Origin of the sequence: Proteus faecis, from assembly GCF_003144395.1 — a bacterium.
GTDB classification, from domain to species: domain Bacteria; phylum Pseudomonadota; class Gammaproteobacteria; order Enterobacterales; family Enterobacteriaceae; genus Proteus; species Proteus faecis.
The window spans coordinates 1-15,819 of the sequence record NZ_PENZ01000015.1 but is presented as its reverse complement, the minus strand read 5'-3'; the positions used below and the strand labels follow the sequence as shown (position 1 = coordinate 15,819).

General features: G+C 38.4%; 14 protein-coding genes and 1 other annotated feature. Of the genes, 11 read left to right on the top strand and 3 right to left on the bottom strand.

Annotation, left to right across the window (positions count from 1 at the left end; translation table 11 throughout):
- The first annotated feature begins 115 nt into the window (after nt 1-115).
- The 8 genes from ffh to DK858_RS03900 all read left to right on the top strand — a co-directional run bounded on the left by ffh (nt 116) and on the right by DK858_RS03900 (nt 8,064).
- Entirely contained in the window at nt 116-1,477 is a 1,362-nt protein-coding gene (ffh, locus tag DK858_RS03935; RefSeq protein WP_109396311.1) for a signal recognition particle protein, read from the top strand.
- A 137-nt stretch (nt 1,478-1,614) separates the two neighbouring features.
- Complete coding sequence (gene rpsP / locus DK858_RS03930; RefSeq protein WP_004244772.1) at nt 1,615-1,863, top strand: 30S ribosomal protein S16; 249 nt, start codon at nt 1,615-1,617, stop codon at nt 1,861-1,863.
- Nucleotides 1,864-1,881: 18 nt separating this feature from the next.
- Entirely contained in the window at nt 1,882-2,427 is a 546-nt protein-coding gene (gene rimM / locus DK858_RS03925; RefSeq protein WP_006534751.1) for a ribosome maturation factor RimM, read from the top strand.
- A 38-nt stretch (nt 2,428-2,465) separates the two neighbouring features.
- Nucleotides 2,466-3,218, top strand: a complete 753-nt coding sequence (gene trmD / locus DK858_RS03920) for a tRNA (guanosine(37)-N1)-methyltransferase TrmD (RefSeq protein ID WP_006534750.1) — start codon at nt 2,466-2,468, stop codon at nt 3,216-3,218.
- A gap of 52 nt (nt 3,219-3,270) precedes the next feature.
- Entirely contained in the window at nt 3,271-3,624 is a 354-nt protein-coding gene (rplS, locus tag DK858_RS03915; protein ID WP_006534749.1) for a 50S ribosomal protein L19, read from the top strand.
- A gap of 411 nt (nt 3,625-4,035) precedes the next feature.
- Nucleotides 4,036-5,130: a 3-deoxy-7-phosphoheptulonate synthase gene (locus DK858_RS03910; RefSeq protein ID WP_109396310.1), complete on the top strand. Its 1,095-nt coding sequence runs from the start codon at nt 4,036-4,038 to the stop codon at nt 5,128-5,130.
- Between the two features lie 27 nt (nt 5,131-5,157).
- Nucleotides 5,158-6,282, top strand: a complete 1,125-nt coding sequence (tyrA, locus tag DK858_RS03905) for a bifunctional chorismate mutase/prephenate dehydrogenase (protein ID WP_109396309.1) — start codon at nt 5,158-5,160, stop codon at nt 6,280-6,282.
- Between the two features lie 441 nt (nt 6,283-6,723).
- Nucleotides 6,724-8,064: an anaerobic C4-dicarboxylate transporter gene (locus DK858_RS03900; protein WP_109396308.1), complete on the top strand. Its 1,341-nt coding sequence runs from the start codon at nt 6,724-6,726 to the stop codon at nt 8,062-8,064.
- A 73-nt stretch (nt 8,065-8,137) separates the two neighbouring features.
- On the opposite strand, the gene pheA is transcribed toward DK858_RS03900, so the two are convergent.
- From pheA to bamD, 3 genes are all read right to left on the bottom strand, one after another.
- The gene (pheA, locus tag DK858_RS03895; protein WP_109396307.1) at nt 8,138-9,295 is read right to left on the bottom strand and encodes a bifunctional chorismate mutase/prephenate dehydratase; all 1,158 of its coding nucleotides are present in this window, start codon (nt 9,293-9,295) and stop codon (nt 8,138-8,140) included.
- Nucleotides 9,296-9,330: 35 nt separating this feature from the next.
- Nucleotides 9,331-9,446, bottom strand: a sequence feature (Phe leader region).
- 156 nt (nt 9,447-9,602) lie between these two features.
- Nucleotides 9,603-9,938, bottom strand: coding sequence for a ribosome-associated translation inhibitor RaiA (gene raiA / locus DK858_RS03890; protein WP_109396306.1), 336 nt, complete (start codon nt 9,936-9,938; stop codon nt 9,603-9,605).
- 271 nt (nt 9,939-10,209) lie between these two features.
- Nucleotides 10,210-10,944: an outer membrane protein assembly factor BamD gene (bamD, locus tag DK858_RS03885; protein ID WP_109396305.1), complete on the bottom strand. Its 735-nt coding sequence runs from the start codon at nt 10,942-10,944 to the stop codon at nt 10,210-10,212.
- Nucleotides 10,945-11,079: 135 nt separating this feature from the next.
- Here bamD and rluD point away from each other — a divergent pair, with 135 nt between their 5' ends.
- The 3 genes from rluD to clpB all read left to right on the top strand — a co-directional run bounded on the left by rluD (nt 11,080) and on the right by clpB (nt 15,508).
- Nucleotides 11,080-12,057 carry a 23S rRNA pseudouridine(1911/1915/1917) synthase RluD gene (gene rluD, locus DK858_RS03880; RefSeq protein WP_109396304.1) on the top strand — a complete coding sequence of 326 codons (978 nt, stop codon included), beginning with the start codon at nt 11,080-11,082 and terminating at the stop codon, nt 12,055-12,057.
- The gene (gene yfiH / locus DK858_RS03875; RefSeq protein WP_109396303.1) at nt 12,058-12,789 is read left to right on the top strand and encodes a purine nucleoside phosphorylase YfiH; all 732 of its coding nucleotides are present in this window, start codon (nt 12,058-12,060) and stop codon (nt 12,787-12,789) included.
- Between the two features lie 145 nt (nt 12,790-12,934).
- A complete protein-coding gene (gene clpB / locus DK858_RS03870; RefSeq protein ID WP_109396302.1) occupies nt 12,935-15,508 on the top strand; it encodes an ATP-dependent chaperone ClpB in 2,574 nt (857 codons plus the stop codon).
- The last annotated feature ends 311 nt before the right edge of the window (nt 15,509-15,819 follow it).

Genomic DNA, 15,819 nt, shown 5'->3' with positions numbered 1-15,819 from the left:
CTCCAACTATTGAAGTCATTAAGCTTAAATCTCTATGCAGAGATCCGCGAGTCATCGTGATATAATCGGTGGCATACATGACCGATAAGCCCAACTTTAACACTGAGCTAAGATAATGTTTGAGAATTTAAGTGACAGACTATCGCGCACATTGCGCAATATAAGCGGTCGAGGAAGACTGACCGAAGAAAACATTAAAGAGACACTGCGTGAAGTACGTATGGCTTTATTAGAAGCTGACGTTGCCTTACCTGTGGTTCGTGATTTTATTGCGCGAGTCAAAGAGAGCGCAGTAGGGCATGAAGTTAACAAAAGCCTGACACCAGGTCAGGAGTTTGTGAAGATTGTTCAAAATGAACTCGTCAATGCGATGGGAGAAGTGAATACTGACCTTGATCTATCAGCACAACCGCCTGCTGTTGTGTTAATGGCTGGTTTACAAGGTGCCGGTAAAACGACCAGTGTCGCAAAATTAGGTAAATTCTTAAAAGAGAAAAAGAAGAAAAAAGTTCTTGTTGTTTCTGCTGACGTTTATCGCCCAGCAGCGATTAAACAGCTTGAAACGTTAGCCGAAACGGTTGGCATTGATTTCTTTCCTTCGACTGTTCAAGAAAATCCAGTCACAATTGCAAGTAATGCATTAAAACATGCGCAACTTCAATTCTATGATGTATTGCTAGTGGATACGGCAGGTCGTTTACACGTAGATGAAGGTATGATGGAAGAGATCCAACTTCTCCATAAAGCCATTAATCCGGTGGAAACTCTATTTGTTGTTGACGCCATGACGGGGCAAGATGCGGCAAATACAGCAAAAGCATTTAATGAAGCATTGCCATTAACCGGGGTTGTATTAACCAAAGTTGACGGTGATGCGCGTGGTGGTGCTGCATTATCAATTCGCCATATCACTGGTAAGCCAATTAAATTCCTCGGTGTTGGGGAAAAAACAGAAGCCTTAGAACCTTTTCACCCGGATCGTATAGCCTCTCGCATTTTAGGCATGGGTGATGTTCTGTCTTTAATTGAAGACATTGAAAGCAAGGTTGATAGAGCGCAAGCTGAAAAGCTCGCTACAAAACTTAAAAAAGGTGATGGCTTTGATTTAAATGATTTCTTAGATCAATTAAAGCAAATGAAGAACATGGGTGGCATGGCAAGTATGCTAAGCAAAATGCCGGGTATGTCTCAGGTGCCAGATGCAGTGAAATCACAAATGGATGATTCAATTTTAGTGAAAATGGAAGCGATTATTAATTCCATGACTAAAAAAGAACGCCAAAAACCGGAAATCATTAAAGGTTCCAGAAAACGCCGTATTGCTACAGGTTCTGGAACACAAGTGCAAGATGTCAACCGTTTATTAAAACAGTTTGATGATATGCAACGTATGATGAAAAAAATGAAAAAAGGTGGCATGGCTAAGATGATGCGTAGCATGAAAGGTATGATGCCACCTGGATTCCCAGGTCGATAAAATCAAAAAGCCGGAAAAAAAACGTGCTTTGGATTGCTTTTTTCGCCAAAGTGAGTAAACTTTTCGGGCTTTTTATATGACAACCGGACTCCGTTCCTCGATGGCGTCTGGTTGTTTTATTAACTAATGAGGATGTTATGGTAACAATTCGTTTAGCTCGTGGCGGCGCAAAAAAGCGTCCGTTTTATCAAGTAGTAGTAACCGATAGCCGCAATGCGCGTGATGGTCGTTTTATTGAACGTGTAGGTTTTTATAACCCACTGGCAACCGGTAATGCAGAAGAATTACGTTTAGACGTAGACCGTGTTGAACACTGGGTTGCTCAAGGCGCAACTGTTTCAGAACGTGTTGCTGGCCTGATCAAATCAGCGAAGAAAAGCGCTTAATCTGTCGCGGTGGTAACAATGAGCGAACAAAAAACCTTAAAAGAGCCTGTAGAACCTATTGTTATGGGTAAGTTGGGCTCACCTTACGGGATCCGTGGTTGGCTCAGAGTTTTTTCTTCCACCGAACACGCCGAAAACATTTTTGAATATCAACCGTGGTTTATTCAGCGTCATGGACAGTGGGAAACCATTGAAATTGAAAGTTGGAAACATCACAACCAAGATATTATCGTCAAGCTAAAAGGTATTGATGACAGAGATGCGGCCAATTTCCTGACTAATTTTGAAATTGTCGTGAATGCTTCGCAACTTCCAGAACTTGAAGGTGAATATTACTGGAAAGATCTAATGGGTTGCCATGTAGAAACGGATAAAGGCTACGATCTAGGTGTCGTTACAGACATGATGGAAACGGGCTCAAATGATGTCATGGTGATTAAAGCGAATCTGAAAGATGCGTTCGGTATCGGGGAACGGTTAGTTCCGTTTCTTGATGGGCAGGTTATCAAGAAAGTCGATCTCTCAGCGAAAAAAATTATCGTTGATTGGGATCCTGGTTTTTAGATTATCCGGTTAACGGTTCTCAATAGTGGGACACTAAAATGTGGATTGGGGTAATTAGCCTATTTCCAGAAATGTTCCGCTCTATAACCGAGTACGGGGTGACTGGTCGGGCAGTGAAGCATGGTCTGCTTAATGTAGAATGTTGGAATCCCCGAGATTTTACATACGACAGACACAATACTGTTGATGATCGTCCTTATGGCGGTGGTCCCGGTATGTTGATGATGGTTCAACCTTTAAGGGAGGCTATTCATCAAGCAAAAGCTGCGGCAGGTGATGGAGCAAAGGTGATTTATTTATCACCTCAGGGACGCAAACTCGATCAACAAGGAGTTTGTGAACTGGCAACAAATGAGAAGTTAATTCTAGTTTGTGGTCGGTATGAAGGTATAGATGAGCGTGTCATTCAGACTGAAATCGATGAAGAGTGGTCTGTTGGTGATTACGTATTAAGTGGTGGGGAACTACCTGCCATGATAATGATAGATGCAGTAGCGCGCTTTGTACCGGGAGTTCTCGGACACGCAGCCTCTGCGAAAGAAGATTCTTTTGCTGAAGGTTTACTTGATCATCCTCACTATACTCGCCCAGAGGTTTTAGATGGTATGGAAGTTCCGGCAGTTTTACTGTCAGGCAACCATGCTCATATTAATCGCTGGCGCATGAAACAGTCACTGGGTCGAACCTGGCTAAGAAGACCTGAGCTTCTGGAAAGCCTAGCTCTGACTGACGAGCAAAGAGTGCTGTTAACAGAGTTCCAACGGGAACATCTGTCAGGAACAGCAGAGTAAGTCTGACACAAGATGTCATTAATATCAGTTTACCTAGGGTAAGAGAATTATTATGAGCAATATTATTAAACAAATCGAACAAGAACAGATGAAGCAAGATGTTCCTTCATTCCGTCCTGGTGATACTTTAGAAATTAAAGTATGGGTTGTTGAAGGTTCTAAAAAACGTCTGCAGGCATTCGAGGGCGTGGTTATCGCTATTCGTAACCGCGGTCTGCACTCTGCATTCACTGTTCGTAAAATTTCTAATGGCGAAGGTGTTGAGCGTGTATTCCAAACTCACTCTCCAGTCGTAGATAGCATCACTGTGAAACGTCGTGGTGCGGTTCGTCAAGCTAAACTGTACTACCTGCGTGAGCGTTCAGGTAAGGCTGCTCGTATCAAAGAGCGTCTTAACGCTAAATAATACGCTTTCGCACATCCGAAAGTTATTGTTAAAAGGTCAGCATTTGCTGACCTTTTTTATATCTCCCGATGTTGAAAATATTGTTTGTGAGTTTTTCATCTCTGTTGCCTCTATATTCCTATCTTATCTTATCTATTATTCTTCTATCGAGATTCATTAAAAGATAATCTGTAAATATATAATTACATATTGGTGTTTTAGTTCAATCTTGATCACATTATTCTTATTCTATTTGTTTTTTGTAACTTGTTGTTATGTATTACTTATTTTTAATTTTTGTTTTAAATGTAAATATATATTTACGAAATTATCGAAAATGTCAAAAATATGGATTGAATTCTTTACATTGCATGTTATCTTATCTTTCAGACACACAAAAATCACAATGACAGATATAAAAAGGTAAAGATTATGATCATGCAAAAAGACGCACTCAATAATGTGAATATCAGCGAAGAGCTGGTTTTAATTACTCCAGAAGAGTTAAAACAAAAATACCCATTGAGTCGCAATAATCTGCATGCCATTGCTCAGTCGCGTCAAACAATTTCGGAAATTGTCCAACGTCGTGACCCTCGCTTACTCGTGGTATGTGGGCCTTGTTCCATTCATGATGTTGATGTTGCGTTAGATTACGCAAAACGTCTGAAAGTCTTAGCGTCTGAATTAAGTGATAGTCTGTATATTGTGATGCGTGTCTACTTTGAAAAACCTCGTACCACCGTTGGTTGGAAAGGTTTAATTAGTGATCCATTTATGGATGGTAGCTTTGAAATGGAAAAAGGGTTACATATTGCCCGTAAGCTACTGACTGAACTTGTGCAATTAGGTTTGCCTTTAGCAACAGAAGCGTTAGATCCTAACAATCCACAATACTTAGGTGATTTGTTTAGTTGGTCTGCTATTGGTGCCAGAACAACAGAATCTCAGACTCATCGTGAAATGGCATCAGGGCTTTCAATGCCAGTTGGATTTAAAAATGGAACAGATGGTAATTTAGATACTGCAATTAATGCGATGAAAGCGGCTTCTATGCCACATCGATTTATGGGAATTAATCAATCAGGACAGGTTTGCTTATTGCAAACACAAGGCAATCCTGATGGTCATGTGATTTTACGTGGTGGGAAAACACCAAATTATCATGAAGAAGATGTTGCTCAGTGTGAAGCTCAGATGATAAAAGCGGGATTAAAACCATCATTAATGATTGATTGTAGCCATGGCAATTCTAATAAAGATTTCCGTCGTCAAACGGCGGTAGTTGATTCAGTGATTGAGCAAATCACTAAAGGTAATGAATCTATTACTGGTATTATGTTAGAAAGCCATATTAATGAAGGCAATCAATCGTCAGAGCAGCCTCGCAGTGAAATGAAATACGGTGTCTCAGTAACAGATGCATGTATTAGTTGGGAAACAACGGAGTCAGTGTTAAGAAATTTACATGCTCAACTTTCCCCGATTTTGGTTCAGCGTGAAGCACAGTTAAAAAAAGTTAGTTAATCATAAAGAAAAAAGAGGCAAGCATAGATGGCTGAAGAATTACAAGGTTTGCGTGAGCAAATTGATCAGGTAGATAAATCACTGCTTTCTTTACTCGCAAAAAGAATGCAACTGGTAGCTGAAGTGGGAGAAGTTAAAAACCGTTATGGCTTACCGATTTATGCACCTGATAGAGAAGCCGCTATGCTTGCTTCTCGTCGTAATGATGCACAAATGATGGGGATTTCCCCAGATTTGATTGAAGATGTGTTACGTCGAGTAATGCGAGAATCCTATACTAAAGAAAATGATAAAGGATTTAAAACGCTTAATCCTCAATTGGGTAAAATCGTTATTGTGGGTGGAAATGGGAAAATGGGTAAACTATTTTCTCGTTTGTTTACACTCTCAGGTTACCAAGTTGAAAGCTTAGAAGCTGATGAATGGCAAACTAAATCGCCAGCTATTTTTGACAATGCAGGAATGGTAATTATCAGTGTGCCTATTCATTTAACTGTTGAGGTTATTAAGAAACTTCCAGCTTTACCTGAAAATTGTTTACTTGTAGATCTCGCTTCTATTAAAAAAGCTCCTTTAGAAGCGATGTTAAAGGCACATAGTGGGCCAGTTTTAGGTCTTCATCCAATGTTTGGTCCTGATGTACCTAGCTTAGCAAAACAGGTTGTGGCGTACTGTGAAGGGCGAAACCACAATGCATTTGATTGGTTGTTAGAGCAGTTAATGGTATGGGGAGCAAAAATTGAGGCAATTACGCCAGAAGAACATGATAAAAACATGAGTTTTATTCAAGCACTTCGACATTTTACAACCTTTGCTTACGGTCAGCATTTAGCAAAAGAAAAAGTTGATCTTGCCAGTTTACTGCGACTTTCATCTCCTATTTACCGATTAGAATTGGCAATGATAGGGCGCTTATTTGCTCAGGATCCACAACTTTATGCTGATATTATTTTGTCATCGAAAGAGAATATTGAACTAATTCGTAGATATCATCAGTCATTAGGTCAAGCTATCGATTTATTAGATATAAATGCAAAGAGTGAGTTTGTCCATTCATTTAATAACGTGAGTGATTGGTTTGGTGATTATGCTTCTCAATTTATGAAAGAGAGTGGTGTATTATTACAAAAAGCAAATGATAGCCGAATCTAGTTAAATTATTTGTTATATAAAAGGCTGAGCAATAAAATACATTGCTCGGCCTTTTTATTTTATTAATTATTCCATAATATTTTTTTATTTAAAATGGAAGTAAAAATATCAATATATTTAAAAATAATCAGATAAATATCTATTCCCATCAATCAACTAATCTGCTTTACATTAATTGTTGTGTAATTGTTATTACTGGGTTTAATTAAATAATAATTAATGTTCAATATTGTCTCTTTATTAAAAGTTATTTGTTGATGAGATCTTAAAACTGAATGAAATTGAAAGGTATTATGAAAACTATAACAGTGATCAAAAAAATGCTTATAACAGTTATCGTAAATTATATTTCATAGACTCTTTTTTTTTTGCAAGAAGCACTAAAAATTCAATTGTATTATTTTTTATTTATATTCCGACGTGTTTTTCAAGGGGTAATTTATGGATTTTTTAATACAACTCGCCATTATATTAGTATGTCTATTTTATGGAGCTAGGAAAGGCGGAATTGCATTAGGTCTATTAGGTGGTGTAGGTCTAGTTATTTTAGTTTTTGTTTTTAATCTTCCTCCGGGAAAACCACCTGTTGATGTAATGTTGGTTATTATTGCCGTGGTTTCTGCATCAGCAACATTACAAGCATCTGGTGGATTAGATGTGATGTTGCAAATAGCTGAAAAATTATTACGTAAAAATCCCAAATATATTTCTATTGTTGCCCCACTTGTAACTTGTACTCTTACAATATTATGTGGTACTGGACACGTGGTTTATACCATATTGCCAATTATCTATGATGTGTCGATTAAAAATAATATTCGCCCTGAAAGACCCATGGCGGCAAGTACAATCGGCTCTCAAATGGGAATTATTGCCAGTCCAGTTTCCGTTGCCGTTGTTACATTAGTCGCAATGCTTGGTGATGTGACGTTTAATGGTAAACACCTTGAGTTTTTAGATTTATTAGCAATTACTATTCCTTCTACTTTTATCGGTATTTTAGCTATTGGTATCTTTAGCTGGTTTAGAGGAAAGGATTTAGATAAAGACCAACGTTTCCAAGAATTCGTTTCAGTTCCTGAAAACCATGATTATGTTTATGGAGATACAGCGACACTTCTAGATAAAAAGCTCCCTATGAAAAACTGGGTAGCGATGTGGATTTTCTTAGGTGCGATTGCTGTTGTTGCAATATTAGGTGCTTTCTCTGAAATACGTCCTATATTTAATGGCAAACCATTATCTATGGTGCTCGTTATTCAGATGTTTATGTTATTAGCTGGTGCCTCAATTATTATTATCTGTAAAACCAACCCTTCTCTTATTTCTAAAAATGAAGTATTCCGTTCAGGGATGATAGCAATTGTTGCCGTGTATGGTATTGCTTGGATGGCAGAAACTATGTTCTCTGCACATATGAAAGAAATAGAAGCAGCATTGGGGCAATTAGTACGAGAATATCCTTGGGCTTATGCGATTGTCTTATTATTGGTATCTAAGTTTGTTAACTCTCAAGCAGCAGCTTTAGCCGCAATTGTTCCTTTAGCACTGGGTATTGGTGTTGATCCTGCTTATATTATTGCATCTGCACCCGCTTGTTATGGTTATTATATTCTACCAACTTATCCTAGTGACTTAGCTGCAATTCAATTTGACCGTTCTGGTACAACTCGAATAGGGCGTTTTGTTATTAACCACAGTTTTATTTTACCAGGATTAATTGGCGTAACAGTTTCCTGTGTCTTTGGTTGGGTATTTGCTGCGATGTATGGTTTCTTATAATCAATTTTAAAATAAGAATAAAAAAGAAAAGCCAGATAGTTATATGCTATCTGGCTTTTATCTTTAAGCGAGGTTATTTCACTTCAACAGGAACAACATTTTCTGAAGGGTAACAGCCTAGTATTTTTAATGAGCGTGTTGTTTGTGATAAATCATGTAAGGCTTTTTGCATATTGATATCACGTAGATTTGCTTGAACATCAATATAAAACATCTCTTCCCAAGGTGTGCCATTAATAGGACGAGACTCGAGTTTTGTCATAATAATATCGTATTTTTTTAAAATCATTAATGCATCAACTAATGCACCTGCTTGTTGCCCTGTTGCCATTAAGAAGGTTGTTTTAGCAGGTACTTGCTCTGAAACATCAATGGCTTTTCGTGCAATAACAATAAAGCGTGTTACGTTTATTTGCTGGTTTGCTAGATTATTAGCTAAGGGTTTTAAACCATAAAGAGAGCCACCCGCTTCACTACCAATAGCCGCAACATGTGGTGATTGTGATAGAGCCACTTTTTCCATTGCCGCAGCTGTACTTTCGCAATATTCAATTTTCCAGTTTGGATACTGATTTAAGTAATGGCTGCATTGTTGGAAGGGTTGAGGGTGACTATAAATAGTTTGTAACTCTTCTGGGCTACTATCAACACTTGTCAAAAGTGCATGATTAATCGGGATACGAATTTCTCCGACAATAGAGATTGATGTTGTTTGCAGTAAATCGTAAACATCATTAATTGCACCCGAACTGGTATTTTCAATTGGTAGCAAACCGTAATCCGCTTGGCCTGTATCGACAAGCGTAAAAATGTCGTCAAATTTCTGACAAGTGCAATCAACGAAGGTATCAAAATGGCGAGCTGCATATTGACGAGCAGCAATATGTGAATAAGAGCCTTTAGGCCCTAAATAAGCAATTCTGGCTGACTCATTGGGTGTTGCATTAAGATGTTGTTGTAGAATGGCTTGTTGCGTTAGTACTGAGTCTTCAATGATCATTTGAAAAATACGACTAATATAAAAACCATCTAGCCCAACGTTTTTTCCTTTCTCAATTAGTAAATCAAGTAATTCACGCTCACGATTTTTATCTCTAATAGGGCGATGTGTATTCAATTTAAATTGAGCAACATCAGCAGATAATTGGCGTCTGTTTGCTAACAACGTGAGTAATTCTGAATCTAACGTTGTAATTTTATCTCTGATTGCTAATAAATCGAGTTTTTCCATGTTTAAGCCCTATACCGTTATGTCATGCCATCATAAATAAAAAAGCCTCCAAATTGGAGGCTATTGTCGTTCTTATTTTTCTTTCTGAAATGACAAAGCCTCTTAATGAAAGAGCAGAAAGAAAAAGAAGAAAGGCAAATGTGAATGTTTGTTCATTATATTGATTGGTAAATTATTTAACATATAGCTATCAAACATGATGATGTGAAAGGAGTCAAGAACAAATACAATAAAAAGCGCACCACTAGGGTGCGCAGAGGCGTTTTGAGTCAGTGATTTATTCTAATTTTTAATCTTGCTTTACTATTTACATTTCATCGACAAGTAAATTCTCTTCTTTCAGGCTGTTATTAGCCCGGCGAGATTCGTTTTTATGCTGAACTTTGTTTAATTGACGTTCAAGTTTTGCGAGTAAGTCATTAATTGCAACATACATATCGGTGTGTTGTGCATTAGCGACCAATTGCCCATTTGGTGTATGAATGCTGGCATCAACACTAAAACCCTTAGGATCTTTCGTAAGAATAATATGAGGATTGATTAAATTTACCTGCCATTTATTGAGTTTAGTTAAACGGCTTTCAATGTGTTCTCGTAGTGCTGGGGTAATTTCCATTTGTTTGCTAGTAATATTTATAATCATATAGTTACCTCTTTATTACTCCATCTTCGATAAATTCAGAATATCGTGATACACAATTTAAAACATGATCAAAATCACTTTTTGTTAGATGTATGTGTAACTAGTAATAAAAACGTGACAAATGATAAATAGCTGAAAAAGACCGCTTGTTAAGTTGTATTTATTCGGTCATATTAGGAAGGTTGGGCTGATGAAAAGTAAAGACAATTTAGCTAGAAAAGAATAAAAAAACAGCAGCGATAAGCTGCTGTTTTTGATAGTGAGGCTTTAATTAGGCAGGATTAGCTGCAATCAATGAAGCGACTTTTTCTGCTTCTTGTGTCAGTCCTAACTCTTTATAAGCGTTTTCCATATAGACAAGCGCGTCGCGAGTGGCTTGTGTATCAGGATAATCACGCATCATTTGCTCGACTCTATTAATAACCGCGACATAAGCCCCTCGTTTAGTATAGAATTTCGCAACAGAAAGCTCATACTTCGCTAAACGGTTTTTAAGAAAGATGAGACGTTTAGTTGCATCAGCGACATAAAGGCTGTCTGGATAGTAACGAACTAATTGACTAAAATCTTTGAATGCAACAATTGCATGTTGAGGATCACGGTCTGAACGATCAATACCAAAGAACCCTTGTAATGCACTATCATCTAATGCCTGAGCTGTTAAGCCACGCATATAAAGAACATAGTCGATATTAGGATGGGTTGGGTTTAATCGCATAAAACGGTCGATTGCTGAAATCGCCATCGGTAGTTCCGCTGATTTATAATAAGCATAAATCAGATCGAGTTGAACTTGTTGCGAATAAGGGCCAAAAGGATAGCGATTATCGAGAGACTCTAATTGTTTGATAGCCGCTCCATAATTGCCATCTAGCAATTTTTCCTGACTGGTTGAGTAAAGCTCAGAAGGCGACATATCGGCAGTAGCGTCTTTGTCTGAACTCGAACAGCCAGCAAGTAACAGGCTTACAGTGGCCGCTGCCACTAGGTATTTAATGCGTCTCATCACGTATTGATTATCCTCTGAATAGGTTTGGGGAGTCTCTCCGTGAAGCTCCCCTGAAATCGGTTACACTATAACTCATTTTAAATGAAACGGCTGTGCCGTCAAAACACTAACTTAATTAATAGAAAATTATTTATGTCTCAACAAATACGACTTAATGCTACAGTCGCAGATTCACAGCTGGGTCAACGCTTAGATCAGGCTTTGGCCGAAATGTTCCCTGATTATTCAAGATCTCGTATAAAAGAGTGGATCTTAGACAATAGAGTGCAGGTTAACGATAAAATCATCAATAAGCCAAAAGAAAAAATGCTTGGCGGTGAAAAAATTGAAGTCGATGCCTTAATTGAAGAGGATGTTCGCTGGGAGCCTCAGAATATTCCGTTAAATATCGTCTATGAAGATGATGATATTTTAGTTATCAATAAGCCAAGAGATCTCGTTGTACATCCTGGTGCTGGTAATCCTGATGGCACCGTATTAAACGCATTACTTTATCGCTATCCAGAGATTGCTAACGTTCCTCGTGCAGGTATTGTCCATCGATTGGATAAAGATACAACAGGTCTAATGGTTGTTGCAAAAACAGTTCCTGCTCAAACGCATTTAGTCGAAGCTTTACAACGTCGTGAAATTACACGTGAGTACGAAGCCGTTGCAACAGGAAGAATGACAGCGGGAGGATTAGTGAATGAACCTATTTCACGACATCCAACTAAACGTACACATATGGCTGTACACCCAATGGGTAAACCCGCAGTAACACATTATCGTGTTATGGAGCATTTCCGTGCTCATACACGTTTGCGCTTACGTTTAGAAACTGGTCGTACTCACCAAATTCGTGTTCATATGGCACATATTCACCATGCTTTAATCGGTGATCAGCTTTATGCAGGAAGACCTCGTCCTTTAAAAGGGGCGTCAGATGAATTGCGAGAAACGTTACGCTTATTTGATAGACAAGCTTTGCATGCAACGATGCTACGTCTTTATCATCCAATAACAGGTATTGAAATGGAATGGCATGCCCCTTTACCTGATGATATGGTTAAGCTTATCGATGTGCTAAAAGCTGACGTTGAACAGTTTAAAGATGAAATGGATTGGTAAATGGCTTCATTGATTTTTCCAGATTGGCCACAACCTGAAAATATTGGGTCTTGCAGTACCTTGAGAGTGGGAGGGATTAGTCAGTCACCTTATAATAGCCTCAATCTAGGTACTCATGTTGGTGATAAATTATCTGATGTTGAAGAAAATAGACGCAGACTTTGTCAGCAAGCTCAATTGCCTGAAATGCCACTATGGCTTGAACAAGTTCATGGTACCCATGTTGTTACGCTAAATGCTGAGACAAATAATGAAGTACAAGGTGATGCCCTTTACACCTCAACTGTGAAAAAAGTTTGTGCAATTATGACGGCAGATTGTTTGCCCGTCCTTTTTACAACTCTTGATGGAACAGAAGTTGGCGCAGCTCATGGTGGATGGCGAGGGCTTTGCCATGGTGTATTACAAAATACACTGGCGCAGTTTAAAGCGCCTAAAGATCAAATTATGGCATGGTTAGGACCAGCAATTGGGCCAACTGCTTTTGAGGTAGGCTCTGAAGTCCGTTTGGCGTTTATAGAAAAAAATATTGCCTTTGAATCTGCATTTATTCCCCACAATGGTAAATACTTAGCTAATATTTATATGTTAGCGAGAATAATCTTACAGGAAAGTGGAGTAACTCAGATTTATGGTGGCGATTTTTGTACTGTAACAGATCCATCGCGCTTTTTTTCTTATAGACGAGAGCATGTAACAGGGCGAATGGCATCATTAATCTGGATTAAATAAACTTCCTCGCAACGTTTTTCTCACTTATCTCAAATATTGATGAATATTTTTGCTCAAAATTTTTATTTTGAGCTTGAATATTGTCAAAATGACCTCATCTATTCTCCAGTTACGAATTTTACTTTAAATTTTACTTGGAGGTGTTATGCGTCTGGATAAATTAACCAACAAATTCCAGCAAGCTCTCGCAGACGCCCAGTCATTGGCACTTGGGAACGATAATCAATTTATAGAACCCATACATTTACTGAGTGCGTTATTTAATCAACAAGGTGGCTCAATTCGCCCTTTATTAACATCTGTAGGTGTTAATGCATCGCAATTTAATGAGCGAATTAATGATGCTTTGTCTCGATTACCTAAAGTCGAAGGTGCTGGTGGAGAAGTTCATCCCTCAAATGATTTAATTAAGCACCTTAATTTGTGCGATAAATTGGCACAGAAAAAAGGTGACGAATTTATTTCGTCAGAGCTCTTTCTTTTAGCTGCCATGGAAACCGGTGGTCAAGTTGCTGATATGCTAAAAGCAGCCGGAGCGAATAAAGCGAGTCTTGAGATAGCGATTGAAAAAATACGTGGTGGAGAAACAGTGAACGATCAAAATGCAGAAGACCAACGTCAGGCATTGAAAAAATATACTGTGGATTTAACGGAAAGAGCAGAACAAGGCAAACTCGATCCTGTTATTGGCCGTGATGAAGAAATAAGAAGAACTATTCAAGTTTTACAACGTCGTACTAAAAACAACCCTGTGCTTATTGGTGAACCGGGTGTAGGTAAAACAGCGATTGTTGAAGGTTTGGCTCAACGTATAGTTAATGGTGAAGTCCCAGAAGGTTTAAAGAATAAGCGCGTACTTTCTTTAGATATGGGCTCGTTGTTAGCAGGTGCTAAATATCGTGGTGAATTTGAAGAACGTTTAAAAGCGGTTTTAAATGATTTATCTAAACAGGAGGGCAGTGTCATTCTGTTTATTGATGAATTACATACGATGGTTGGCGCAGGTAAAGCAGACGGTGCTATGGATGCGGGGAATATGTTAAAGCCTGCATTAGCTCGTGGTGAATTACACTGTGTGGGTGCAACAACACTTGACGAATATCGTCAATATATTGAAAAAGATGCTGCATTAGAGCGCCGTTTCCAAAAAGTATATGTAGCTGAGCCTACAGTTGAAGATACTATCGCCATTTTACGTGGTCTAAAAGAACGTTATGAACTTCATCATCATGTTCAAATTACGGACCCTGCGATTGTTGCTGCAGCGACTTTATCTCATCGCTATATTTCTGACCGTATGTTGCCAGATAAAGCGATTGATTTAATTGATGAAGCAGGTGCAAGCCTACGTATGCAGATGGATTCAAAACCAGAAGCACTAGATAGACTTGATAGACGTATCATTCAGCTTAAACTTGAACAACAAGCACTACAAAAAGAGTCTGATGAGGCAAGTAAAAAACGTTTAGAGATGCTAAATGAAGAACTTGCTGAAAAAGAGAAAGAGTATTCTGTTTTAGAAGAAGAGTGGAAAGCAGAAAAAGCAGAGCTTACTGGTACTCAGCATATCAAATCGGAATTAGAGCAGGCCCGTATAGCATTAGAGCAAGCTCGCCGTAGTGGTGACTTGGCAAAAATGTCAGAGATCCAATATGGACAAATTCCGACACTAGAAAAACAGCTTGCTGAAGCTAATAAAGCTGAAGATAAGCATATGAAGCTGTTACGTAATAAAGTTACTGATGCTGAAATTGCTGAAATCTTAGCGCGTTGGACAGGTATTCCTGTATCTAGAATGCTAGAAGGGGAACGTGAAAAACTGTTAAGAATGGAACAAGAGCTACATAGACGTGTTATTGGTCAGGCAGAGGCTGTAAGTGCAGTATCTAATGCTATTCGTCGTAGCCGTGCCGGATTATCTGATCCTAATCGCCCAATTGGTTCGTTCTTATTTTTGGGGCCGACAGGGGTTGGTAAGACTGAGTTGTGTAAAGCATTAGCGAACTTCTTGTTTGATAGTGATGATGCAATGGTTCGTATCGATATGTCTGAATTTATGGAAAAACACTCCGTTTCTCGTTTAGTGGGGGCGCCTCCAGGATATGTTGGTTACGAAGAAGGTGGGTATTTGACAGAGGCAGTTCGCCGTCGCCCTTATTCAGTCATCTTATTAGATGAAGTTGAAAAAGCGCATCCAGATGTATTCAATATCTTATTGCAAGTATTGGATGATGGTCGTTTAACAGATGGGCAAGGTAGAACAGTCGATTTTCGTAATACAGTTGTCATTATGACATCTAACTTAGGGTCTGATTTAATTCAAGAACGTTTCGGGACAATTGATTATCCTGAAATGAAAAATATTGTGATGGATGTTGTTGGCCATCATTTCAGACCAGAGTTTATCAACCGTATTGATGAAGTGGTCGTATTCCATCCATTAGGTAAAGAAAACATTGCAGCGATTGCACAAATTCAGTTGCGTCGTTTATACCAGCGTTTAGAAGAGCGTGGTTATCACGTTACTATTACTGGGGCTGCATTAGAGAAATTGAGCGAAGTTGGATTCGATCCAATTTATGGTGCTCGTCCATTGAAACGGGCTATCCAGCAAGAGGTTGAAAACCCATTAGCTCAAGACATTTTGTCTGGTAAATTATTACCAGGTAAAGAGATTACCTTAGATTTGGATAACAATAAGATAATTGCAAAACAGTAATAGAGTATCTTCTCTATTTATTATGATAAATAAGAGATGTCGTGAAACTGAAAAAGAGGCTTATATAAGCCTCTTTTTTTATGCACTTAATATATAAATAAAGGTTTAACCGTTAAATCGCTAAGAATCACAGATAAAATTGAAACTTTTTTGAACAATTGGTGTCTATTATTTATACTTTCATAGGACGTTTGATTATAAAGTATTCGCTTGGTAAATTTTTTTAAAATAACACTTGCGCTAATCCGAGATCTCCCTATAATGCGCATCCACTGACCGGCGATGAGCAAACAACAAGCCACGCAGGACGG